Below are 24,999 nucleotides of genomic sequence, written 5' to 3' on the forward strand. Positions count from 1 at the left end.
AGAGGTAAAAATATACATCATGAACAAAATAGTTTACTGGTCACTCACTGTTGCAATAGCCGGATTTTTATTTGGTTTCGACACCGCAGTGATATCTGGAGCAGACCAATCCATTCAAGCGCTGTGGGACACTACGCCCCTTTTTCATGGGTTGTTCGTCATGTCTTCTGCTCTGTGGGGAACGGTGATTGGCGCGTTGATGGGGAACTGGCCCTGCGATAGGCTTGGGCGCAAAAAGACGTTAGTTCTTATTGGCGTCCTCTATCTACTCTCTGCTATAGGTTCAGCACTCGCTCAGGATCCGTATACCTTTGCTATTCTTCGGTTTATCGGAGGCTTAGGAGTGGGGGTATCTTCAATCGCCGTACCCGCTTACATTTCTGAAATTGCACCAGCCAAAATCAGGGGGCGGCTAGTCGCAACCTATCAGTTTCAAATAGTATTTGGGATCCTCATCGCTTTTCTTTCAAATTATTTGCTCTCGGGCGTTATTGTCGATGACTGGCGAGTGATGCTGGGAGTTGAAGCCGTGCCAGCATTGATCTACTTCCTAATGGTGCTGAAAGCACCGGAGAGTCCTCGCTGGTTGTTGCTGCATCGCGATGACGAAGCCCGTGCTCGAGAGGTCTTTTTATCGCTACAGAGTGAAGGTGTCGAACAAACTATCAGCGCAATAAAAGCTGATAAGGCAGGGCGTAAAAGAGAATCTTTATTTAAACCTGAGTTTCGACTTCCGGTGATGCTTGCCTTTTTACTTGCTGCATTTAACCAACTATCAGGTATTAACTTCATCATCTATTACGCACCACGTATTTTTGATATGGCGGGTTTAGATGGCAGCACCGCATTGCTTTCCACTGCGGGTGTCGGATTAATCAATCTTGTATTTACGATGGTTGGATTAAGTCTGATAGATCGGCTTGGACGAAAATCACTCATGTATATAGGCTCAATCGGTTACATCCTGTCTCTAGCCACTGTTTCATGGGCATTCAGTAGCCAAGTCGGCGGCACCATTGTAGTGAGCGCAGTGTTCGTATTCATCGCGTCTCATGCTGTTGGGCAGGGCGCCGTTATCTGGGTTTTTATTGCTGAAATCTTCCCCAATTCCGTGCGCTCTAAAGGACAGTCATTGGGAAGTGGTACACATTGGGTTTTTGCTGCGCTGATCGCGCTTTTAATGCCTCAGGTATTAGCCGCCTTTTCTGCCAGCCAGGTCTTCGCGTTCTTCACATTTGCGATGTTCTTACAGCTTATTTTCGTTCGATTCATGATGCCAGAAACGAAAGGGAAAACGCTTGAGGATGTGTCTGCAGCGTTATCAAAGTAGAGGCATTTTAACTATGAAAACACTATTAGGTCTTATTATTTCTTCAGCTCTTGTTGGATGTTCCATGAATCAAATTAGTCCACTTCCCGAGAACTCGACTCTTGTGGTCGAGGCCGCTCGCAACGAAGCTTTTCGTCCCCAGATCCATTTCTCACCGAAAGAAAAGTGGATGAATGATCCCAACGGTATGTTTTATCTCGATGGCGAGTACCATCTATTCTTTCAGCATAATCCCGATGCCTCCACCTGGGGGCCTATGCATTGGGGGCACGCTGTGAGTAAGGACCTTATGCATTGGGAGGAGTTACCAATAGCGCTTTACCCTGATGAGCTTGGCACCATTTTCTCTGGAAGTGCAGTCGTCGATGTCGAGAACACCAGTGGTCTGGGAAGCAAAGATAATCCCCCTATTGTTGCGTTGTATACCTATCACAATGCATCACTGGAGAAGCAGGGAAAAATTGACTACCAAACCCAAGCACTGGCTTACAGCTTAGATAAAGGCCGGACGTGGGAAAAGTATGTCAATAACCCTGTTATTGACAACCCGGGCATAAAAGATTTTCGCGACCCAAAGGTCATGTGGCATGAACCGTCAGGAAAGTGGGTGATGGTGCTAGCACAAAAAGATCATATTGGTTTTTACAGTTCAGATAACCTGATTGACTGGTCGTTAGAAAGCACATTCGGTGAAGAAATAGGTAGTCATGGCGGTGTGTGGGAGTGTCCGGAACTGCTGCTATTGCCTGTCGAAGGAACTGATGAATCTAGATATGTATTGTTGGTAAGTATATCGCCAGGCGGCCCAAATGGAGGCTCGGCAACCCAATACTTTGTTGGGGATTTCGACGGCAAAGAATTCGTATTAGATGCTAAGTGGCAAAGCGAACTCTCACCTACAGTGGCTAATTTTCCAAAAGGCACGGTCTTTGATAATTTTGAAGATGGAGCCGACAAGTGGACGCAGCAAGGTAATGCCTTTGTTGATGCTCCCACCGAAGGTGGACATGCCAACCAGCCGTCCCCCACTGGTTACTCTGGTGATTATCTTGTAAACAGTTTTGCAGATGAAGATCGTGCGCAAGGAACGCTGACGTCGGAAACGTTCACCTTATTTGAACCTTATATCAACTTTAAAATTGGTGGCGGCCATCATCCAGACAGGGTTGGCGTTCAACTCGTGGTGGAAGGCAATATAGTAAAATCTGAAACAGGCCTCAATCGAGAAACGCTCCATTATGCGAGCTGGGATGTGAGTCAGTGGCAAGGCAAATCCGCATTTTTGAGGATTATCGATAACGAGTCCGAAAGCTGGGGACACACTTACATTGACGATATTGTGTTTGCGAGCGAGCCTGCAACAAATCGAATTGAGCCCGCTATTTGGCTGGATCACGGCACAGACAATTATGCAGGGGTAACTTTTTTTAAATCGCCAGAAAGTAATGAATCACGTCATATCTTCATGGGATGGATGAGCAATTGGTTATACGCAAATGATGTACCGACAGAAATATGGCGTAGTGCGATGACACTACCTCGCACGCTGCATCTCGTTAAAACTAGCAAAGGACTCCGTGTCCGTAGTCAGTTGGTAGACGAAGTGGATAGATTAGTTGAAGCGTCTACTAAGTCGCCAATCTTGAAGGCAGGACAAGCAATGAGCCTTTCTTCTCTAGATAGCAACGGCAGGGAATCGGCGCTTCGCTACGCTTTCGATGTTCAGGGGAATTCACCTTCACCTATTTCGATTCGACTTGAAAACCAAAGCGGTGAATTTGTTGATATTGAAATAGATCAACAACGATCCTTGGTATCACTAAACCGAAGTCACTCTGGAGAAACATCATTCAATGAGCATTTTGGAAAAGTCCAGAAGGCGGAGTTAACAACGACAAGCGACTCATATAACGTCACAATAATTGTCGACCGCTCATCATTGGAATTGTTCATTGACAATGGCACTACCGTTATGACGGCACTAGTGTTTCCCAAGACTGTTTACGAAACGCTACACGTGGCGCCTAACAGTCAATCAATACACCAGCTATCAATTGACCGATTGGGCTCTGTGTGGTCTTCTAATTAGGTATTATGCCTAGGGTATTATTATGAAGTGGCAGTCAAACTCAGCATACTGGTCGTCCGCATTAACGTTTTTTACGTTTTTCCTGACCTGGTCGTTTTGCTATTCGCTCTTTCCGTTATGGCTAAACCAAACCCTAGGGTTAACCGGAAGGGAGACGGGCGTTGTCTTTGCGACCAACGCGATGGCTGCCTTATTCATAATGCCCGTTTATGGTGTTCTTCAGGACAGGTTAGGAACCGGCAAGCAGCTTTTGTTTATGTTAGGTATCCTTATGGCTGGTGTGGGTCCATTCTTTATCTTTGTCTATCAGCCGTTGCTAGAATCTTTCTTCTTTTTCGGCGCAGTAGTGGGCGCGGTGTATAGCGCGTTATCCTTTGGTGCCGCGGTGGGAACGCTTGAAGCGTTTATTGAAAGGCTTGGTCGGCAACATAATGTTGAGTTTGGTAAAGCCCGATTATGGGGGTCGCTAGGCTGGGCAAGCGCGACGTTTATTGCTGGTGGTCTTTTTAATGTTGACCCTAGGCTGAATTTTGCGCTTGCAACCATCAGCGGACTAGCGTTTGTCATCTGTCTATTCTGGTTGCCTAAATCTGCGAGCACGGCGTCGTCTTCAAACAGCAAAGTCAATTTAAGAGATGTTTGGTCGCTCTTTGGGCAGAAGAAGTTTTGGCGTTTAAGTGTGTATGTGATGGGCGTATCGTGCCTATATCAAATATACGATCAGCAATTCCCTATTTACTTTGCATCGTTATTTACCTCGCCAGAGGAAGGAAACAGGTTCTACGGTTATTTGAACTCACTGCAGGTATTCGTTGAAGCAGGGATGATGTTTGTTGCTCCTTATATTGTCAATCGAATAGGTCCAAAACAGGGCTTGCTGTTAAGTGGGGCCATCATGGCCAGTCGAATGTTGGCTTCTGGTCTGGTTGCCGACCCTGTGTCCATTTCATTGGTCAAATTGCTACATGCATTAGAGCTCCCGATCTTATTGGTCGCAATTTTCAAGTACATTGTAGCGAATTTTGACGCAAGGTTATCGGCGACGATTTACCTCGTTAGCTTTCACGTATTTACCCAGGTAGTAACAACACTTCTCTCATCGCCAGTCGGGGCGCTTTACGACACACTGGGATTCGCAGATGCTTACTTACTCCTTGGCTGTGCGGTCACGGTTAACCTTGTTGTTTCTTTTTGGCTTCTGGAAAATGCTAAGCCTGAAACGTTAGTAACAGTTAAAACGACTGACGGCTGACAAGAGAAAAACGCGCGGTTTCGCGCGTCTTGTCTGTTCTTTCTGTAAGCAGATAATTAAACGCCCACTTACCCATTTCGTAATGAGGAAGTGCCATGGTTGTTAGCCCCGGTTGTAAAAGAGAAGGGATGATATCCCAGTCATCGAAGCTGCCTATTCCAATGTCTTTACCCACTTGAAGCCCAAGAGATTGAACAACAAAGTAGACTTCCATGGCCATTGGGTCCTGACCACAGAGAATAGCGTCAGGTTTAAAGTCTTTAATTAATTCTGCTGCGCGTTTGCGGGTAATTGAGCGCTCTTCATTTTCGTCGCCAATAATGACGGACTCGATTACAAGATTGTCAGGGCTTTGTTTGGCGTCAGCAAACGCCTGCTCAACCCCTTTTTTACGAAGCTTGGCGGCAATGATATTTTCATTCAGGTTCAAAAAAGCAATACGTTTATAGCCCTTGCTCAGTATGTTCGCCGTAATCTCCCGTGCGGCTTCTTGTTCGTCGGGGACTATAGAGGGGAATTTACCATCGCTATCGAAGCAATTAGCAAGCACTGTAGGGACTTCTGAAAACTGAGACGGTAGACGAACTTCCCGATGGTACATTGCGGCATAAATGATCCCTTCCACTCGGTGCTCAAAAAGGTGATTTACGGCTCCTTCAACGCTGTACTTATTCACGTTTACGTTGAGTACCATCAACTCTTTATTGTGCTGCCACGCAAGATCTTGCGCCCCCCTAATAAGGTCAAAAGTGTAAGGCACTCTGAGTAGCTCATCTGCAATAAAGCCTACAACGCCAGATTTCTTGCGACGGGTCATTTGTGCTGCGCGATTGGGACGATATCCGAGTTCTTCGATTGCCTTAAGCACCTTCTCCCTATTCTTGGGTTTAACTGTGGGGTCGTTATTTACTACCCTAGAAACAGTTTTGAATGCGACGCCTGCATGTGCAGCTACGTCTTTTATCGTCACCATAGCAGATTATTCCCAAAAATTTTTTCATCAATATCAACGTGCTAACGCTTAACACTTTTATCACACTTTTGAATAAACTGGTAATAGCCGCGACGATTTTTATCAGCCTCATAAAAATGTAAAAAAAATGTTGAGTTAATGTGCGGCTGACATTAATATCGTAAAGACAACGTTGTTTATTTGTGTGGAAACCCAAAAAAGAATGTCAAAGAACAGCCGTACGATTTTGACATAACCAATTAAAAGTAAACGGACATAGCCTTACAGGGGGCTATGGAGGAAAACCATGAAAATATTAAAACCCACTAACAGAGGGTGGAAATTATCAGGACTCATTTTAGTGGTAAGTGCTTCTCTTACAGCATGTTCCGATAGTGATACTGATAAAAATGAGGTTGAGGCAGAGTTAATTGTTTTACAAGAAGGGCAGAGCCCCTCTGATGTAATTGGCGGTGGAAATCCTCCCGAAGAGCAACAGCCTGATGAAGATATCGTTATCACAGACAACCCAGAAATTTCCGGTCAACCTCTTTTTAACAACCCCGAAAATAGTCAACAGGTGCTCTCTGGCTTTGAATTCTGTTGTGGACAGTATAATACCTACGCTGAACACGGATTTGAAAGCGTGACTGGCGACTTCGACAAATTAGACGGAGGCTGGTGGGGAGCCGATGTTGCAGGTGTTATCGGAGAACGGGTTTTCTCAAGCTTTGGTGATGGATTTGATAGTAGTGACCAAGCACTGGGTTGGATAGGATTTAGTGCAGTTGGCACGATGGAAAGTCCATCATTTGAAATATCCGAACGATTTATAAACTTTCTTGTTGGTGGTGGCGCAAATGGTGTGTCGGAATCCAACACCACAGCGGTAGCGCTGGTTGTTGATGACGAAATAGTGTTGCAGGCTAGCGGTGACGACACAGCTATGAGTATGAGATGGGTCAGCTGGGATTTGGCCGATTATCTTGGTATGACCGCGAAAATTCGTTTTATCGATCACCACCCTGATGACAAATCTGATACTTCTTTGCCTTATTTATTGGCTGATGAGTTTCGTATATCCGATGAAGCGGCCGCCCTTCCAGAAGCAAGCAGTCAGTTGTTAACGTCGGTAAATATTTCTGTCGAACCAGAGGTGGAGGGAATCTCTGCATTTAGACGTGTTTCAGATCCTGGCCAGAATATCGCTGGGTTCGAGTTCTGCTGTGGTCAATTTAACACCTACGCGAATCACGATTTCTTGGCTACGGGAGAAATGGTCAAGCTTGATGGTGGCTGGTGGGCTGCTGATATTGTCAACCATCAGGGCGAGCGAATCTTTTCCAGCCGCGGGGATGGCTTTTCAGCAGACGGCACTGGACTTGGCTGGATTGGAGATGAAGCTACTGGCACGTTAAGCACGCCTCCTTTTGAAATCACACACAAATTTTTAAACTTTTTAGTAGGTGGCGGTACCAACGACTTTCGCAGTGACAATGCAACGGCAGTGGTGTTGCGAGTGAATGGCAAAATAGTGCGTCAGGGCGTAGGGAATGGACTAGAGTCGCAGCTTGACTGGTATACGTGGGATGTGAGTTCATTGCAAGGGCAGACCGCTGTACTGGAGATTATTGACCAGCACGAAGGAGGAGATGACGGAAGTCTCGCCTTCATCATGCTAGATGAAGTCAGACTTGCCGATTTTGCGGCAGTAGAGCCAAATAAACTCGATTTGGTGAGCATGCCAGAAGGCCATGACGTGTCTTTACCTTTGGTAATGGCCGACCCAAATCCGTATTTCCGTGATGGTGAATTCTACATTTATTATTTAATAGATACCGCATTTCATGATTGGTATCTCACTAAAACGAGCAACCTTCAGCAGGCTAGCTTTCCCCAGCGGGTGCTTGAAGCTACTGGAGATACCAATACGCAAGACCAGTGGACGGGCTCAGGCAGTGTTGTGGAAGATGCAGAGGGTCAGACGCATATTTTCTTTACAGGCCATAATGCTGACTTCAATCCAGTGGAGGCAACAATGCATGCCGTGGCGATAGACAACACGCTTACAAACTTTACTAAAATCCCAGAGGATACCTTTACGGGAAGTAATGGATATAGCGATTTTGACTTCCGTGACCCCAAAGTATTCTGGAATGAGGAAACCAATAACTACTGGATGCTTATAACCACACGCTTTGAAGGGCAAGCGGTAATTGGCTTGTATACTTCTGACAATCTTATAACTTGGGCAGCGCAAGACCCCCTGTTTATGATGAATACGCCACTTAACCTTGAAGTGCCGGACTGGATTGATTTTGGTGACAATCAGTTCATGGTGTTTTCAGATCAGAATGACGGCGAAAGGGATATCAAGTATTTGCATCAGACGAGTGCTGGGTGGGAGCTCGGAAACTATGCGTCGCTTGATGGCAAGTTTTATTATGCTGGCCGCACAGCATCTTCAGAAGACGCGACGCTTATGTTCGGCTGGATACCTCATAAAATTACCAGAACTAATGCCAGTGTGGGAACGTTTGGCGGCGACTTGGCGATTCATCAATTGCATCAGACTTCTTCTGGTGAGTTAGCAGTGATGATTCCGCATTCTTACAAAACGGAGTTTGCGGAGCCTATTTCTACCGATATACAGCAACAGGAGGGCTCGGTATCAGGTGTTGCCCCTATCTCATTGATGTCATCCTCTGCTTTTACGTTAGACACAGTGAGCGAAAAAAATCGCCTGTCGATGACGGTAAGAAGTGAAGCATCAGGCGGTAGATTCGGAATTTACTTCCCCACTGAGGGAGAAGGTGAGCAGGTGGCCAGACTTGAATTTGACACCAACAGCAATAAAGCATCATTTTATTTTGGTGACACACCTCCGACGGGTGGTGCGAGCGTAACTCCCACTCCAGCCCTTGAAGGTGAGTCGCTTTTCGTCAGAGAAGAGGCTCCTGAACAAAATATAGCGGGGTTTGAATTTTGCTGCGGACAGCACGGTACGTTGTCAGGGCATGAATTCACAAACGTCACTGGCGATTTCGTAAAGCTTGATGGCGGCTGGTGGGGTGGTGATGTCGCTAACAACGTGGGTGAAAGGGTATTTTCGAGCTTTGGTGACGGTTTTGAGGAAGACGGAACTGCCCTTGGCTGGATTGGTTTCGAGGCAACTGGAAGTGCAGACTCTCCGTCTTTTGAAATTACCAAACCCTACATAAACTTCTTAATTGGCGGTGGTTCCAACCCGTTTGACAGCGCTAATGCAACCGCTGTTGCATTGATGGTAAATGGAGAAGTCGTGCGTAGCCAATCAGGCGTTAATGCTGAAAAAACGGCGGATGATAAGTTTCGAATGGAATGGGCCACTTGGGATGTCAGTGATCTTATAGGACAAACCGCCGTTATCAGATTGATAGATCAACATTCAGATGACGGTACAGATACAGCGCTACCCTATCTTTTGGCCGACCAGTTTAGAGCCGCTGATTTACCTGCGGTCAGTGACGGTGAAGAAGTGAGTTCCGGAAGTTTAGATGCTCAAGTCGCAGTACCTATGGAACTAACCTCTGACGTTAAACTTGATGTGTGGTTAGACCCAGAAGCAGGGCTAGGAACGGTTTACATCAACGATTTCAGAGCGCTCAGCTTCAGACTATACGACCTTGATCAAAGGCCGATAGGGGTTTATACACGAGAGCACAATATTTCAATAGTGGATCTTCAGAGATTCACAAAGAATCCGTAACTATAAGCCATGAGCAGATCACAGAGATGTGGTCTGCTACTTTGATGAGGAGCTCAGCTAAACGTTGTATCTGACAGAAGTTCTATAAGCCTACTCGTAATATCCAAGCCAGTATCGTTTTCTATTTTCAAAAAATAAGGGCTGGGGTTGGCCTCTAAAAAAAAGTATTTTCCCTTTGCACTTTTACGCCAGTCTATCGCACACCAGTGCATACCTAATGCTTTGCATATTTTGACAGCTAGCTGCTGAACATCTCTGGGGACTAGGGTTACTGACACACTGGCGTTGTCGTCATTCCTGTAATCTAATTCACTTGAGTCGATTTGTACGCTGAGTACGTCATTGCCAAGCACATAGCTTCGTACATTCACGCCTGCAATATATTTTTGAAAGGTAACAGGGCGTTCACCTAAAAGCGCATTGAGTAACGGGCGCATGTTTGGTTGTTTATTCACAAACTGCGCAGTTCGACCGCCGCGTACGGGCTTGTAAATAACGTCTCGCATATTGTTACAAAACTGCGAAGCAACCTCGGGTGCATTGCCAACAAAGGTGTAGGGAATATGTGCTCCTAGTTTGCCAGCAATACGCGATTGATAAGGTTTACACTGGTGGCTTCGAACAGCGTCGATAGAGTTCACCCATTTAATGTCGCTATAGCTGAACCAGCAAAGTAGCGTACTTGCTCGCTCCTGCTCAACCCACCCTGCGTTTTCTAGCAAAGTAGATTCACCATCATGAGGTCTATCACCTTGTGTTTGAGCATCTGCACTGGCATCGTTTTTAGCATTATCACGAGGGGCTTTTAGCGGTATGCCAGGTAGGTACTCATGCCAATAAGCGGCCTGGGTATTCGAGAACGTAACTCTAGGTTGGTCGCAAAGTGAAGGCGAATTGAAATGAATTAGCCCGTCATCGAAGTCAGGGTCATAGCTGATCTTCCAAGTAGAACCAAAATGTTGCGTATTGGCGAAATAAAAGGGCGTGTTATTTTGGTGAAGTGCTTTGGCTATATGTTGAATTTGTGGGTCTTGCTCACTGCCTAGTAGTGCGACGTGCATTTGCGTTCCTTGCTAGCGTTTTAAGTGTTCATAGAATCTAGTAGCCCTTAAAGCAACACATGGGATACTGTCTAAACCGTATCCATGTGTTGACTTTGATAAGCGGTAAGTTACGACAAAATATCAGGTAGTTTGCCGCCGCCTTCACCAATAGCCATGGTTATGTAAACGGGCTCTTTAGGTGTTGGACCGACTACCGGCACACTTTCACTTAGGCGAGCTCGTAGTCCGCCGGATACCTCAAATAGCTGAGATTCAGCAACGGTAGCAAGCTTAGTATTTGCTGGTTGGTTCTGAGTTAATGGATGGTTTTTCATAATGTACGCTCCTTGTAGTGGCGTGGTGAGTAATGAAGTGGACACGCTTATAGCGAAGCCACTTCTTGGTAAAGGGTTCTAAAACAGCAGGCAATAAGCACAGAACGGTTGCTAATGTTGAGCTTTTTGTAAATGTTGGCGCAGTGAAATTTGACGGTCCTTTCACTGATGAATAGCTCTGAGGCAATAACCTTATTTGAGCGTCCTTCCATTATTTTGTGTGCAACTTGTAGTTCGCGTTTTGATAAACAGTCAATGGGGATAACGCTGTTCCGGGCGGTAATGCCGTTCGCATCTATTTGCATGCGTTCAGCTGCTGTCATCAATACTGCGGGTTCTCTGATTTCATGTGTTTTCATAGTGTTTCTCCGTGTTTACCTGATGTTGCGCTTCCTGTTACTTCAGTGGGAGGGCATAGATGTAAGTTGCCGTTTTCCAGACGATAAACCTTGTCTGCCATGGCAATTGATTGAGGCCGATGTGCCACAATAATTCGCGTCATATTTAGAGACTTAAGGTGATGATTTATCTGAGCCTCGTTTTCCATATCTAGGTGACTGCTTGCTTCGTCTAAAAATAAAATGTCTGGCTCTTGGTAAAGCGCTCTTGCTAGAAGCAGGCGCTGTTTTTGACCACCACTTAAGCTGCTACCCATATCACCGACCAAGGAGTGGTATTGCATAGGCATTTGCATGATTTCTTCATGGATACAGGCAAGCTGAGCGACGTAAACCATTTTCTTGAGGTCGGGAGCTTCTTCAAAACAACAGATATTTTGCGCGATGGTGCCGCTTAAACAGGTATCCTCCTGAAGCACTGACGCGATGACTGGGTTTGTAGAGCTTGGGTGTTCGATATTGCCTTCTGAAACAGGGTACAGTCCCATCAGGCACTTAAGCATTGTGCTTTTTCCACAGCCGCTATCGCCTGTGATTGCGACGATCTCTCCGCTATGTACCGAGAACATTAGATTTTTAAACACCCACGCATTGGTTTCACTGTAGCGATAACTGAGCGCCGTCGCTTTAAGCGCTACAGGGCGAGTTTTGGCATCAAGAAGCGAGGGCGTACTTGCGCCATCAGGTGTTAAAACGTTAGGTGCAAGTGAGTTGGACGTGGATGAGTTGGGGACGTCTGCATTGCTAAAATGAACGTTTTGTTTTTCAAATGTATCGTCCTTAGTTTTTAACGACAGAGGCTTCTGCTGTGATGGTGTAAGTAAAATGTCGCTTAAGCGGTTGAAGTGAACACCTAACATACTAAGCTCAATCAGCTTGTTAACTACGCCATCTAATGCGCTGACAAAGCGAGCTTTGTACGCCATAAATGCCAGCAGCATCCCTATCGAAAGGGTTCCTTCCATAACCAGGCTGGCACCAATATACACAACGACCAAATTTTCAGCGCCAAACAATAGCTGATTGGTCAGTGCGCTGCCTATGTTGATTTTTCCAAGAGTGATGTCTTTGTTTAGCGTGGCGACAAGCTTGTTTTGCCACTGCCCGTGGCGCTGTACTTCTTGGCTGTATACGCGAATAGGTAGGATAGCGCGTACGCTTTCCATAAAGTGACTTTGTTCTAATGCTGCAAGCGCAATGCGTTCAGTTGTAAGACGTTTAATAAACGGCAGCAGTCCAAGACGAACGGCGAGGTAGGCAAGCATGATCGCCACTACAACCAGAGTGAGTTTGGGCGAATATAAAATCATTACTGCTAGTGTGATCACTGCCATGAGCCCGTCTAACAGCGCAGTAACCAGGCCGGTGGTTAGGAACTCACGAATACTCGCCAGTGAGCCAAAGCGGGATACCACATCGCCAATATGTCGCTTGTCGAAGTAGTCCAAGGGAAGCGATAATAAGTGCTTAAATACCGACGCCGACATTTGAAGCTGAAGGCGAGACGACACCGACAGAATAACGAACTTTCTTATCCCGCTAGTAAAAGTTTCTATTATTAGTAGCAGGGCAAACCCTATTGCCAGCGCTTTCAGTAATGCATCGTTGTTGTAAATCAATACATCATCTACGACTGTTTGCATGTAATAGGGTGAAGCAAGTGCAAATAACTGCAACACAATCGATAACGCAAAAAGGGTTAGAAGATTGCGCTTAAACCCTGTTGTTCGAGTGAAGAATTGACTAAGACCCAAACGTGGCGCGGACTTCTTGGGACTAAATGTGTCGCTAGGCGTGACTTCAAGTGCAATACCGGTAATGTACTTCGACGCCTCAGAATAAGTGAGTTTTCTTTCTCCAAGCGCGGGGTCGTGAATGGTAAGGGTTTTTCCTTTCACTTTAGTTAACACAACAAAGTGATTCATGTTCCAATGTAGAATTGCAGGGCAAGATAATTGCGCTAAGTGCTCCATTTCTATCTTGATGGCGCGGGTTTGGAAACCCAAATCACTTGCAATGCGCATTACGTCTTTTAACGTAGTGCCTCGTAGCGACACAGACACAGTCTGACGTAGAGCATTTAGATCACGTTTATCAGAATAGTACTGCGCAATCATAGTCATACAAGCAAGTCCACACTCAGCTGCTTCGCTTTGCAGTACAACGGGCACACGCTTTTTTGTATAAAGGATTTGCGTTGAAAGTGGGTGTGTAATGTTCATCATGATTACAGCTTCCCAGTAATGCTATACAGTGGTTCCATTAACCACTCCATCAACGTACGTTGACTTAAATCTACGTCTGCAGAAAATGTCATCCCAGCTTTCAGTGAAATATTGTTTCCATAAGCCAATATTTCTTTTGTATTTAGCGTTGCAGTAACAAGATAAGCGGGTTCACTAATAGAAATAGGGATGTCGGTAAGCTCACCAGGTAGCACCAACGAAGGTGAAATGTTCACTATCTCGCCTGACTGCACACCAAATTTTTGATAAGGAAATGCGTCGTATCGAATATGCAGGGCTTGGCCTTTGCGTAAAAATCCAGCAGACCGCACGGGAACTGCAATACGCGCTTGAATGTCAGCATTTTTAGGCAGTAAGGTAAGAAGCGGGCGAGAGCTATCGATGGTATATCCCGCCTTTACTTGAAGGCCGGATATCACGCCATTGTGAGGCGCATAAATCGTTTCTTCTGCGTTACTCTTGTGACTTACTATTTGCTGCGTGAGATCGCTCAAGGTGTTCTCCACGTTTGCCATTTCATTGGCCTGCTGTTGAGGCAAAGTGGCAAGTTCATGGTGGAGAGCAGCGATATTCGCCTTTTCGTCATTTTGGTCTTTTTGGGCCAACGTAAGCTGTTGTTCGGCGGTCAATCTTTGTAGCGTATGGTTTTCATAGTCTGCTTGGCTAATGTGCCCTTGATTAAGTAAGGTTTGCGCTTTCTCCCACTGCTTTAGTGCTAGTGCCCACTGGGTTTGCGACAATTCAACGATGGCGTCTAAAGCCGTTAATGCCCGTTTGGCTTGGCTTAGTTGTTCTTCTAAGCCTTGTCGCTGCGCTCTATGCAACACATCAAGACGTTGAATACTTTGACGTGTTCGATGCTGCTTTGCTTCAAGCTCAGCGAGCAACTGCGTGCTAACTTTATTACCTGATGCATCATCGCTACTGTAGTTGATCTTAATTAGCGGCGCGCCCTTACTCACTAATTGACCTTCACTGACCAATACATCAAGCACTTTGCCGCGCCTTGCATCGGCATAGAGCTTAAAAACGCCATGATTGGGTTCCAGCCATCCACTCACTGATGCCTTTCGTGCGTAGCTTCCCGTATTTAGATAAATAATCACTGCCAAAATCCAGACCACAAGCAGGCCAGCTATTGCAGAATAAACAGGTTTTGGGGTCATTAAAAAACGTCCATCAACAGCATTTGATTGCTCATCAATGACTTCCTTTCTAAACAGTCCTGTTCTCATCTCCATTCCTTTTTTGTTTATGCATTTGCGTTGCAGTGCTTATCTAACTTTGTTTGGGTCACGTTAAAGGTATCTGGCCGCCACTTCCGTTTAGGCTTTTTCTCCTTGGCATCACAGTCCTTGACGCCTCCGTTTTGTTACTACCAGATACCTTGTGGTCAACATTACTGCGGTGACGGTGTTCACTTTAGGTGGGTTGGGAACTTGATGAATTACTGCTAAGGTCTATATTTCAGTAGCACACGGTTTCACTGGTGTTGGCGCATTTTTGAAAGCGGCTGGCTCAAATTTAGAAGTGATTCAGACACAAATAATTGCCAGTAAAATACAAAGAAGTCATAGAGCTGTATAAAGAATGTGCTATAAAAAACAAAGGAATATGAAAATAACACGGTAAAAACACACAGAAGGAAGCCTCATGTTTGTGCCCAGCATACTTTTAAAGCAACTCTATACACGCGCAAGTCTTACGAAGACAGATAAAGGCTTATCTTTTTCTCTGAAAAACAGATTGAAAGACGCAACCATTAAAGAAGTAAAGTGGATATCTCTTGATGGCGAAAAAATTCCAGAGCATAAAATTTCACTCCAGTTAACTCCCGACTCCAGTATTTCCATAGAAGCATTAAATAAATCAGACGGAGAGCCCTTTGGCTTGCGTCAAACCATTACCGTGCATTTAGATATTGATGAAGCGCCGTGCCCAGAAAAGCGAAAACTGGGTATTTGCTTTTCTGCTTCGCCTTTTGGAAAGCTTAAATTTGAAGTGGAAGACAATATTACTGCGCCAGGACAACGCAGCGCTTTTATTCCTCGTGACGACATGGATGACTACGGCGAAAGTATTATAAAAACACGCCAAGAATATTTCGAAAGCGCCACCGGAAAGAAAATTGATCACGTAGGTAAGTACTCAATCGACCCACAAGCGCTTAAGGGGAATATTGAGCATTTTATTGGCGTGGCGCAGGTTCCTATTGGTATTGCAGGGCCGTTGAAGATAAACGGAGAGCATGCACAAGGGGAGTTTGTCGTGCCGTTAGCGACTACCGAAGGTACGCTGGTGGCATCGTACAACCGAGGCATGAAGCTGCTTAACATGAGCGGTGGCGTAACGGCAACGGTCGTCGACGATGCTATGCAGCGAGCCCCTGTATTTATTTTTGAAAATGCACGAGGTGCCAGAGATTTCGTTAAATGGATTAAAGCAAACTTTGAAAAGATTAAGGAAGAAGCAGAAGCGACCTCAAGTATTGCTAAGCTGACGTATATCGACCATTTCCTATCGAACAAATTTGCGTTTTTGCGTTTTAACTTTAAGACCGGTGACGCAGCGGGTCAAAACATGGTTGGCCGTGCTACCTTCGCAGCATGCGGGTGGATACTTGATCATTATGAGGGGATAGAGAATTTCTACCTTGAGTCTAACTTTGCTACAGACAAAAAGGCCTCTCAAATAAATATTATGCGTACCCGTGGTAAACGGGTGACAGCTGAAGCCACTATTAAACGCGAACATTTATTAGAAGTAATGCGCGTAGACCCCAAACAGATAGATTATCACGGCCGTGTAGCTGGCGTAGGATCTTTCTTGTCTGGTGTGAATAACACGGGTCTGCATTCACCAAACGGTATTACTGCTATGTTTATCGCCACAGGGCAGGATGTTGCAAACGTATCTGAATCGTCGGCGGCAATGATGTATTCAGAATTAACAGACGACGGTGACCTGTACGTGTCTATTACCATTCCATCGCTCATCGTAGCGACGTATGGCGGTGGTACAGGAATAGGTACACAGCGCGAGTGCTTAGAGTTGCTGGATTGCTACGGGCGAGATCGCGTGTATAAATTTGCAGAAATTGTGGCGTCTGTGGTGTTGGCTGGAGAGATATCACTAGCATCAGCCATTAGTTCGTCAGACTGGGTGTCGTCACACGAACAGTATGGCCGAAACAGATAAAACCTTGGCCAACGAGGCGATTCATCGGCCAATAGAGACTAAAAATATTGGCCGATGAAAGCGCCGCGGTTTCGCTTCGCCACCGCCTGCATAAATGCACTGAAGCGCTGTGCGTTTCCATTACTTCGGCTAAAGCCTACGCCGTGTATACGAATAACAGGCTGTCCATTGGCACCCTGGTTAGCTTGGGTAATCTGACTTACAATCTGATCTAAATTCGGCCTTTGATAATCATCACCAAACACGTAAAGACTCACGCGCCCCTTGGTGTTTTTATACAGCTTGATGGCTTTAAGGATCCCCGCTTCAGGCTGACTCGCCCCTCCTTTAAAGCTCTTCATTTGGCTCATTGCGGTATCTCTCATTGTTTGTCTGTCATCTAGCCATTGCCCAGCTCTACTGGAAAACATAAAGCTTCCGTCAGCAGACATAATCTGAAAACCTTTCATTTTAGGATGGTTTTTTAAAATGTCGTTTACGATGGTGATCACGCGATTCCAACCACTGCCAGAGGACATGGAACCCGAGTTATCGATAGCAAAAATAACGTACTCAGCATCGGTGGGAATTCCACCAACATCATCGTCAGGGGTATCTGTCGGATTCGGCGTATTTAACATAGCGGTTGCTTGGCGTATTTCGTTACGCAGCGACGAAGCTTTGTCTTTCAGTTGATTAATGGTTTGTTGTGCGCGTGGTATCGATGAGTCTAAATTGTCTTTCTGTTCCGTGACGGAAGCCGTTTTGCTTTGTGCTGCTTTCAGTTCTTGTTGCTTATCTGACAGTGCGCCTTTGAGCGTTTCCACATCAACTTGAGCCTGTAATACCTGGTCAATAAGAACGCTTACGTTACTAGGGCCGCGCTCGGTGTCTTCAGTACCGTTTTTGGCCAGAAGCACCAGCATAACTACGGCGCCGAAAGCACAGGAAATTATGTCGAGAAAGGCAATGTTGAATACCTCAACGGGGGCTCGTTGAATTTTGCGCATTAAGGCCACTCCGGAGCAGGTGATAGGAAAGTGCCGCTTGTTGCGCGGGTCCATTCCCAGTACATAGGTGAAGCAAAAGGATCGCCCTCAATGGGCAGCAAAATCACATTATAATGCACGCCTTTCTTAGCGCGCTTAACGGTTTCAACAAATAAGGTCTTACGGCAATCTGATGAAATTGACTTTTTACTACTAATGAAGCTTTTGCAGCTCATAGGTAGTCCGTCACCCAAGGTAGGAAGGCCATCGGTGACAATATACACATCGGTGATGTTTGGGTTAGCTTTAAATAAAATGCTTAAACCTTCTTGAAGATTTGTTCCTCCATTGGGGACGACAGCACCGAGGTCTTTAACTATTGCGTTCATCGAACCGCTGACTTTGGCACTATTTACATCACGAAGGCCTAGTGTGGTAGCGGTGTCTGAAAAAGTCACTACGGTGACTCTTGATTCTAAAGGGACTCGCGCGAGCATCCATTGGGCTACCCGTTTGGTGCGTATCCACTTCGGCGTAGAGACCTTCTGGCTATCACTCAACGCTAACTTGCCTAAAATATCCACCAAGTTGTCGCCCATCATTGACGCACTTTTGTCAATTAGCAGACCTATTTCCGGGCCCTCTATTTTCATGCCAGTGATGTAGTTCTGTTCGCCGGTACCTTGCATTTGAATGTTGGCTGACTTTTCTACTTCTTTAGACAATGCGGCTAGCTGGTTTTCAAGATCAGCCACTACTGCCATTTCTGTAGAGATATCTTGCAGTAGTTTTGACTGGTCTTGCGTTGTATCTGCTTGCGCTTGCTGAGCATCGTCTTGCTTCGCTGACTCAAGGGCAATTTTATCGTTTAATTCGTCAATCGACTTTTTGAGTTTTTGTTGTTCTTGCTCTGCGGCGGCGAGTTCCTGCTCTAATTTTTCTTTCTCTTCAGTTGGTGTAGGTGTAAACGCTTTAAAGTCGACCAGAATGAAAATAAGAATAACCGCGCCAAGGCCACAGGCCATAACGTCTAAAAACGCCAGGTTAAATCCGTCTTCGGCTTTACGCACTTTAGGCATTACTGTCTCGCCTAATTAGTTGTGAAGGTGTGACAGAAGGTGGTGTTCACAAGACTCTTGTGTGCGAATTACCATAGTGTCTTGGCGACCATTTAACAGGTGCATTAACAACATTAATATAAGCGATATAAAAAGCGCGACGAGCGTAGAGTTGAACGCAACGCCCAGCGAAGCCGTCATTCCCGCGATATCACCATCTAGGGCTGCGTCTGCTTGCGCAAGGGCTGCGCCAATACCGCGAACAGTGCCAACGAAACCAATCGAAGGAATAGCCCAGATTATGTAGCGAATCACGTTATTACCACTTTCAAGCTGGGCAGCAATATTTTCTACCGAAGCGTGGATTGCATCGGCAGCATGCTGCACGTTCTGTGTGTTTTTAAAGCGTCTAATGCAGTTTATCCACGTGCTGTATGCGGGGGTGTCGCTATAAGATGAAGACGAAAGCTCATCTAACGCTTTATCTACATTTAGTGGCGTATCTTTGTTGTGCTCAGGCAGTAAGTCTCGTGAGTAAATCTCTTCTTCATCCAGCAGCTTCCAAAGTTTGTAAACCATTAGGAAAATGCAAAACAGCATCAGCGAGATACAAACCTGTTGCTCGATATCTTTAAGAATAACCCAGAAAGAGGATAGGGACGCTGTGCCAGCCGTTGCCATGACTTTTTCGGCCGCGGGGCGAATGACACCGGCAAATAGGAAATGTACCAAGGCAAATATAAATAGAAAGACCCCGCCACTTACAAGAAAGCTGGGGTTCATTGACAACGTATTCTCTTTATTCATCATCATTCCTTGATAGTTAAATGTTAGTTGGAAAGTCTTGCGGCGAATCTAACGATACAAAGTACGCACTTGCGGTGCCCGCAATGGCCAACAATACTGCAGCAATGATCAGTTTCTTTTTCATATTAATTCTCGTATCTCGCTATGCGAAAGCCTATATCGTCAGCAGGTTCAGTCTCACCGCTGCGCGCGCTTGCGCGAATATTTTTAAGCCGACCCGTTTGAAACGACGCGCCTTTTACTACGTGTTTACCTTGTCCAACAGGGCCTAGGTAGTCGTCAAAAGTACCAGACTGGTTTGATGGTGAATTCTGGTAAACATCGTGGACCCACTCACGCACATTGCCATCTAAATCGTAGAATCCACCGCGTTCAGCTTTGAACGAACCAACAGGGGCTTTGTCGACAAATCCGTCATCGTAGTCTTTTAAAATGAAGGTCTGTTTCCCACTTAGCGATGCATCAGCGAAGTTACCTTGTTTATCGCGAAGCCTAAACTGATTACCCCAAACAAAGATTGTTGGTGATGCTCGGCGATTCATTTTTGCAACGAATTCCCACTCGGCTTCCGTAGGTAAACGATAGCCTTTCGAGGTTTTATCAATACCCGTTACTCTGCCATTTTGAACAACATAAAACGGTGTTAGTCCTTCCTTCTCGCTTAGCCAATTTGTAAACGCAACCGCATCACTCCACGAAACATTCGTGATCGGTAGCTTGCTGCTAGGCCCTTTCCCTGCGAACGCGGCGAACTGCGCCTGAGTAACCTCGTGATTAGACATCCAGAATTTACGCGAAAAAGATACGTCTCTTTGCGTTTCATTGCGCTGGCGATCCTTTTCGTTTGCAGGAGAGCCCATAGTGAAGGCTTTGGGTGTAACAAGCGAAAGTTGAATACCCAGTGTATTTGCAAAAAGCGGCTTACCTTCACGCCGTCTTGCTTCAAACTCTGTAAGCATATCAGCGTGTACTTTCACCGGCTTGTTTGCACTAGGTGTAATAGTCTTGGTAACACTGCGATATCCTTCACGTTCGAATGTTACTGTGTGCGGTAAAGCTTGAAGCGTTAAATTAAGCGGCGTTTGACCTTTAGGTGAACCGTCGATGAAAACTTTTGCACTTAACGACGCGCTTATATTCACTTGTCCTCGCTCTTCTTGAAGGTTGAAGGTAAGCGCTTTGTTCTCGCCGGGAGCTAGCGTGATCCGCTGGCTTTGTGAAATAAATCCGGTTTTTTCATACTTGACGATATGTGGCGTATTCGCATCCACACGAGATCTTGTATCAGTCGGTTTATTATTTACTGTAAGTACGCCGCCTTGAGGGTCTGTCGAAACTGTTATCTGTGCTTGAAGGGGTTGAAGGTTATAGTTTCTTGTCGGGTTAGGGCGTTGGCTAGTGACTTCAACGGTGTCTTCCAATGGCTCTAGCCCTGACTTCGTCACGACAATTTCGTACTTACCGCCATTCATATTAATAGAAAGTGGCGTGACACCCATATCTTTACCGTCAAGGGAGACATTAGCACCAGAAGGGCTTGAGTTTATGCTAATTGCGCCCTTAACTGGAGAAAGTGAAATAACTTGTTCAATTTCCTGCGCGATATCTGCATCAAATTGGATCTCACCCGTTTCATAATGCGGATGACTGGCGCTTGCTCTGTAGCTGCCCTTTTTTAATTTCGTTACGTAGGTTCTTGATACCGCTACTTTCTCAGCGTTTAAATGCCAGGTTATTTCACTCAACGAAGGGGAGGTTGATAGGGTGACTTTTGCCGGTAAAGGAACGAGCGTAACTTTAATAGTGCTTGGCGAGTTGTCGTTAATAACAACCGTGGCGTCTTGATATTTTGGGGCCGAAACCTGGACTTTGGCATGGCTACCAAACACGTAAAGCTTGTCACTGATGAACATCGCACTACCACCTAAAACAGCAAATTGCGGATTTTGTGCTGCACGTTCTGGAGAAACTGCAAAGGCATAACCTTTGGTTAGAAACAGCCAGCCAAAATAAACAACGAGAACGGCGGCCAGTCCTATTAATGAAGCTATAGCAACGCCTTTTCTTCGCTTCTTTCCTTTGGCTATGGCGTCATCAATACTGCTCACTAGATAGGTCCTTATACTTTTTCAGTACATACAACATGTACTGATAGGTTGGTGTCTGACGGTGAAACAACAATCTCTTGAATGGTTGAGCGATAACCTTCGCGGCTCCCTTCAATGCGATATGTACCAGGTTTCAGCTGAATGGTTTTTGTTTTTACTTCCCCCACGAGACCTACTCCAAGTACTTTAATGTAGGTATCGTTATCCGACGTTATTGTTACGGAGCGGGGCTGATTGATATTGTCGATCACTTGCTCAAGTGAAGATATTTGGGCACGCAGTTTTGCGCTCTTTTCTGCATGTGAACCTGCTCGCGCAATGTCTTTAAGGGCTAGATTTCTGACATTGTTATCCGATAAACGTTCTGGCCGCCTTTGGTAAGCGCTCAAGCTTTTTTCTGCATCGAGTATGGCTTCGGCATTTTGTTTTGCCTCAAGTAAAGCAGGGCTGGCTGGAAAGCTAGCGAGGCCTTTATTAGCTAGCAGCTTTACGGTTTGCCATTCATCTGCGCTGACAAACAAGGCGACTTGATTTTCAATTTTCTGCTGCTCTTGTGAAGCAATTAAAGACGCGAGCTTTTTACTAATGGTGGCAAGCTCACTGCTTGAAGCTTTTAGACTTTTGGCGTCATTGAGGAATTCTGCGGCAGCAGGGTAGTCACCTTGCTCGATAGCTCGATTTGCCTGAGCTAGCAGCGTATCAAATCGGCTGTCTTGCAATTGCCGGTTAATAGCATCAAGTGCTTGCTGTGCGTCTTTACGGGCAGGATCTAACTGTACTATTTTTGCGTACGCTTCGCGCTGTTTGCTGATGTTGTTCTCGACCTTACCAATGCGTGCCTGCTCGTAGGCGTCTTGCACCTCGTCAAATACATCAATGCGTTGCTGCAAAATGTTAGCTTTTTCGAAATCAGGGTTTATCGTTAACGACGTTTTGTTTAGGTTAAACGCGCTTGAAACATTCCCGTTATTGAAGGCAAGGAGGGCGTCTTCATAAGGTTGAGTATAGGCGTTTTCGTAGTCAGTATTTATTGTGTCAACTGAGCTCTTTATATCATCCAGTGCATTTATAACTGCGCTGTAGTTGGACGCGCCATATTCATTAAACGCAGTATTCAACTTGCGCTCAACTTCACTCGCTTTTTCTAAGAACATCTGGGAGTGTGAAACGCGACTAACCAAGTCGTTTACACTTTGTTTTGACTCGCTAAGCGCCATTTGAAGGGTTTTTCGTTCTTCTGCATTAACTTCCACAGCGGGTGTAGCTTTTGCGGTTTGGGGTACTGCCGTCGTGTCATCCGTGGCGTCCGTAACGTTCGATGTGACAGTAGGCATATATGAGATAAGGAGCACGCCTGCGACGCCTATCAACATGACCAGTGAAAAACCGAGCAGTGACTTTTTTATGAGTGCCTTTTTCTTTGCTCTGCTTTGCTCTATTTGTTGCTCAACGCTTGGCATGCGTAACCCTTTACTCTCTAACTTAACAATAGAATAGATATCTTATTTAATGGTTTTGATAACACCAACGACTGGGCTTATAGCGCAGTCATTGGTGTGGATTCCATGTCATAGATATCTTTAAGGCGAGCGCGAAGCTGGTAGTATTGTTCGCTTGCTGTGCCTTGAAGCTCAATTCGTTGATTGTCTATTTCAACAATTTGATCGGCTACCTGAATATCAAGGTTTTGACCCATTTCATCGAATAGATCCCGTTGGGCGTGAAGCTCTTTGTTAGTTTTGATTGCTTCGCTCAGTGTACCAATTGCGGCAATACCAGCACCTGCAGCGGCTACTTGACCAGCCGTTGAGCTAGAGTTAGAGCCTAAAAGCACTGACGCGACTGCGAATAACCCTGCCGTGACTTGTTGTGTGGTGCGCTCTGCTTCAAGTTCTCTGATTTTCTTGGCTTCAGGAAGTGTCTCTTTCTGGTACTTGCGGTATGGCTCTTCAGTGGTTACCCAGAAAGAATCATAGGTTTCTTGAAGGCTATCAATAAATTGTTCGTCTTTTGCCTGTATGGCGCGCACGCGACGAAGCATTGGATCGCTATCTGAAGGCGCACTTACTAGCTCAATCTCACCTCTTCTGCCTTGAGTAAGGTATTGGCTAAACGACTCAGGGCTATACATTTGTGCGTAGCGCAGGTCTGACACCATTTGCACTTCTTGCTTGTAAGCATCGGATTTCTTTATAAGCAAATCATAAACGAATTTTGCAATTTGCTCGAACACTGGGCCGTTAGGGTTTTCGCCGCGAGACATGGCATCGCGATACCAGCCTTCACTTACGCGGTATTCAAATTCTTCTTCACCCCATACTGTGTTTTTAGCGTCCATCACTTTCACGCCAATTTCTACAGTTTCAGTATCTGAGTAATTAATTTTGCCCAGCACGTAAACATCGGCAAGTGCAGAAGCATCTGGCGTTACGTTAATGCTGCCGAAAGATTTGGTTTCACCTAGGGCTTCTTTGGTTGCTATCGCAAAGCGGTTAGCTTCTAAGCGACGCACTTGAGGCCAAATCCCTTCCTCTTCTATTTCATCGTAATCGATAGTGCCATCACGTTCTGTAGGAAAGCCCGGGTCAAACACAGGTATGGCAACATCCATATAAATTTCGGAGTTGTAGTTGTAGGTATTTTTTTGCGCGCCTAACGCCTGACCGCCCCCTGGGCCTACCATAGATGGTCCTACACTGGTGACATTAGTCTGCGTTGAGCCACATCCGCTCAAGAGTATAAACGATGCTGTTGCGACCACGGTAAACAGGGCCTTGGGTTTAAATGAAGACATATCCTTTCCTTCCTCTGATTTTTTATTTACAACCGTATTGCTCTTTTAATGCTTGGAAATGCGCCTTTTCAGACTCAGTTGTTGCTCCTTGCAAGCCGGCAATTACGGCGTCACATACCGCTGAACTTCCACCTTTCGCTTGTCCTCCAACAGACTGTTTTGAAGGATCAGAACTTGAAGTGGTTGTTTGTGTATTCGTCGATGATTCTTGAGACGCAGTGCTGCTTTGTGAGCTAGACTGCCCAGCGCCTGCCCCCGAAGATGATGTGCTCGAGGTATTACCCGCACCAGCGCCTTGCCCTGTACCTTGACCCGCCGCGCTAGCTACGCTTTGTGCGCTCGATTGCGCCGCTGAGTTCATGCATTCTTCGCTTTGGTTTAGCGCGCCAAATAAGGAGTCGTCTAACGCTTGTATTTTCTCCGCTTCTGTCATCGTAGATAGATCTTGTTCGCCAAAATCGAGAACGGCGCAATCTTGATAATAGGTAGGGGCTTCGCTCGTTTGAGCGCCAGCTGAAGCAAAAATGAGTGCGTTAAGCAGTAATGCTAGTGGCAAATAATACTGCATGGCGAATAAGTCCTTTTAATCTGATTTGGGGTGGTTCATATATTACCCTCCATCCTTAAAGCAGTTATACCACTCTTTTACTTAAGACTAAACTCAGTTTTAAAC

General features: G+C 45.7%; 18 protein-coding genes. 5 read left to right on the forward strand and 13 right to left on the reverse strand.

Annotated features, from left to right (window positions below; genetic code table 11):
* The first annotated feature begins 19 nt into the window (after positions 1–19).
* Genes QME20_RS07315 through QME20_RS07325 form a run of 3 tightly spaced genes read left to right on the forward strand, consistent with a single transcriptional unit; the run spans position 20 to position 4,671 of the window.
* Positions 20–1,330, forward strand: a complete 1,311-nt coding sequence (locus tag QME20_RS07315; protein ID WP_110289368.1) for a sugar porter family MFS transporter — start codon at positions 20–22, stop codon at positions 1,328–1,330.
* Between the two features lie 13 nt (positions 1,331–1,343).
* Complete coding sequence (locus QME20_RS07320; protein WP_278939409.1) at positions 1,344–3,419, forward strand: glycoside hydrolase family 32 protein; 2,076 nt, start codon at positions 1,344–1,346, stop codon at positions 3,417–3,419.
* A gap of 22 nt (positions 3,420–3,441) precedes the next feature.
* Positions 3,442–4,671: an oligosaccharide MFS transporter gene (locus QME20_RS07325; protein ID WP_110289367.1), complete on the forward strand. Its 1,230-nt coding sequence runs from the start codon at positions 3,442–3,444 to the stop codon at positions 4,669–4,671.
* Here the strand turns inward: QME20_RS07325 and QME20_RS07330 are convergent.
* Positions 4,652–5,644 (reverse strand): LacI family DNA-binding transcriptional regulator, encoded by a 993-nt coding sequence (locus QME20_RS07330; protein WP_110289366.1) that lies wholly within the window; start codon positions 5,642–5,644, stop codon positions 4,652–4,654. The genes QME20_RS07325 and QME20_RS07330 overlap by 20 nt on opposite strands.
* Before the next feature lie 286 nt (positions 5,645–5,930).
* Here QME20_RS07330 and QME20_RS07335 point away from each other — a divergent pair, with 286 nt between their 5' ends.
* Positions 5,931–9,371: a hypothetical protein gene (locus QME20_RS07335; RefSeq protein WP_110289365.1), complete on the forward strand. Its 3,441-nt coding sequence runs from the start codon at positions 5,931–5,933 to the stop codon at positions 9,369–9,371.
* Between the two features lie 53 nt (positions 9,372–9,424).
* On the opposite strand, the gene QME20_RS07340 is transcribed toward QME20_RS07335, so the two are convergent.
* The 5 genes from QME20_RS07340 to QME20_RS07360 form a co-directional block, all read right to left on the reverse strand.
* Positions 9,425–10,432, reverse strand: a complete 1,008-nt coding sequence (locus QME20_RS07340) for a hypothetical protein (protein ID WP_281715704.1) — start codon at positions 10,430–10,432, stop codon at positions 9,425–9,427.
* 110 nt (positions 10,433–10,542) lie between these two features.
* Positions 10,543–10,749, reverse strand: a complete 207-nt coding sequence (locus tag QME20_RS07345; protein ID WP_014977570.1) for a hypothetical protein — start codon at positions 10,747–10,749, stop codon at positions 10,543–10,545.
* Between the two features lie 47 nt (positions 10,750–10,796).
* Entirely contained in the window at positions 10,797–11,108 is a 312-nt protein-coding gene (locus QME20_RS07350) for a helix-turn-helix transcriptional regulator (RefSeq protein WP_014950963.1), read from the reverse strand.
* Positions 11,105–13,372, reverse strand: a complete 2,268-nt coding sequence (locus QME20_RS07355) for a peptidase domain-containing ABC transporter (protein WP_014977569.1) — start codon at positions 13,370–13,372, stop codon at positions 11,105–11,107. Before QME20_RS07355 ends, QME20_RS07350 begins: the two co-directional genes overlap by 4 nt.
* Positions 13,373–13,374: 2 nt before the next feature.
* Positions 13,375–14,628: an HlyD family efflux transporter periplasmic adaptor subunit gene (locus QME20_RS07360; protein WP_075177843.1), complete on the reverse strand. Its 1,254-nt coding sequence runs from the start codon at positions 14,626–14,628 to the stop codon at positions 13,375–13,377.
* A gap of 418 nt (positions 14,629–15,046) precedes the next feature.
* On the opposite strand from QME20_RS07360, the gene QME20_RS07365 reads away from it, so the two are divergent.
* Complete coding sequence (locus QME20_RS07365) at positions 15,047–16,591, forward strand: hydroxymethylglutaryl-CoA reductase (RefSeq protein ID WP_014977567.1); 1,545 nt, start codon at positions 15,047–15,049, stop codon at positions 16,589–16,591.
* 38 nt (positions 16,592–16,629) lie between these two features.
* On the opposite strand, the gene QME20_RS07370 is transcribed toward QME20_RS07365, so the two are convergent.
* The 7 genes from QME20_RS07370 to QME20_RS07400 all read right to left on the reverse strand — a co-directional run bounded on the left by QME20_RS07370 (position 16,630) and on the right by QME20_RS07400 (position 24,894).
* Positions 16,630–17,580: a VWA domain-containing protein gene (locus QME20_RS07370; RefSeq protein ID WP_014977566.1), complete on the reverse strand. Its 951-nt coding sequence runs from the start codon at positions 17,578–17,580 to the stop codon at positions 16,630–16,632.
* Positions 17,580–18,638 carry a vWA domain-containing protein gene (locus QME20_RS07375; protein ID WP_014977565.1) on the reverse strand — a complete coding sequence of 353 codons (1,059 nt, stop codon included), beginning with the start codon at positions 18,636–18,638 and terminating at the stop codon, positions 17,580–17,582. Before QME20_RS07375 ends, QME20_RS07370 begins: the two co-directional genes overlap by 1 nt.
* A gap of 15 nt (positions 18,639–18,653) precedes the next feature.
* Positions 18,654–19,424, reverse strand: coding sequence for a MotA/TolQ/ExbB proton channel family protein (locus QME20_RS07380; RefSeq protein ID WP_014977564.1), 771 nt, complete (start codon positions 19,422–19,424; stop codon positions 18,654–18,656).
* 125 nt (positions 19,425–19,549) lie between these two features.
* The gene (locus tag QME20_RS07385; RefSeq protein WP_281715705.1) at positions 19,550–21,532 is read right to left on the reverse strand and encodes an SUMF1/EgtB/PvdO family nonheme iron enzyme; all 1,983 of its coding nucleotides are present in this window, start codon (positions 21,530–21,532) and stop codon (positions 19,550–19,552) included.
* A gap of 11 nt (positions 21,533–21,543) precedes the next feature.
* Positions 21,544–22,992, reverse strand: a complete 1,449-nt coding sequence (locus QME20_RS07390) for a hypothetical protein (RefSeq protein ID WP_281715706.1) — start codon at positions 22,990–22,992, stop codon at positions 21,544–21,546.
* Between the two features lie 77 nt (positions 22,993–23,069).
* Positions 23,070–24,326 carry a hypothetical protein gene (locus QME20_RS07395; RefSeq protein ID WP_014950954.1) on the reverse strand — a complete coding sequence of 419 codons (1,257 nt, stop codon included), beginning with the start codon at positions 24,324–24,326 and terminating at the stop codon, positions 23,070–23,072.
* 22 nt (positions 24,327–24,348) lie between these two features.
* On the reverse strand, positions 24,349–24,894 hold the full coding sequence (locus tag QME20_RS07400; RefSeq protein ID WP_014977561.1) for a hypothetical protein: 546 nt from the start codon (positions 24,892–24,894) through the stop codon (positions 24,349–24,351).
* Positions 24,895–24,999 lie beyond the last annotated feature (105 nt).

Source organism: Alteromonas sp. CyTr2 (genome assembly GCF_947311905.1).
Taxonomy (GTDB): Bacteria; Pseudomonadota; Gammaproteobacteria; order Enterobacterales; family Alteromonadaceae; genus Alteromonas; species Alteromonas macleodii.